The organism is Actinophytocola sediminis (assembly GCF_054779715.1).
On the sequence record NZ_BAAGXS010000113.1, the window covers coordinates 1 to 515 of the forward strand.

A 515-nucleotide genomic window follows, 5' to 3' on the forward strand; every position below is an offset into this window, starting at 1 on the left:
TCGGCGGTGTCCTACTCTCCCACACCCTGTCGAGTGCAGTACCATCGGCGCTGGAGGGCTTAGCTTCCGGGTTCGGAATGGGACCGGGCGTTTCCCCACCGCTATAACCGCCGAAACCCTATGAAACAAAACAACCAAAACCACTGGTTGGGGTTTCAGAGTTGCATAGTGGATGCGAAACAAATTAGACCGTTTGTGAGTTAAGTCCTCGGCCTATTAGTACCAGTCAACTCAAACGCATTACTGCGCTTCCATCTCTGGCCTATCAACCCAGTGGTCTAACTGGGGGCCTTAACCCACAAAGGGGTGGGAGACCTCATCTTGGAACAGGCTTCCCGCTTAGATGCCTTCAGCGGTTATCCCTCCCGAACGTAGCCAACCAGCCATGCCCCTGGCGGGACAACTGGCACACCAGAGGTTCGTCCGTCCCGGTCCTCTCGTACTAGGGACAGCCTTCCTCAAGTCTCCTGCGCGCGCGGCGGATAGGGACCGAACTGTCTCACGACGTTCTAAAC

General features: G+C 56.3%; 2 rRNA genes. Both read right to left on the reverse strand.

The annotated features are described in order from the left end of the window. Positions 1–115, reverse strand: a 5S ribosomal RNA gene (gene rrf, locus ACYVIP_RS44535); the annotation flags it as partial. Between the two features lie 81 nt (positions 116–196). After that, positions 197–515 (reverse strand): 23S ribosomal RNA (locus tag ACYVIP_RS44540); the annotation flags it as partial.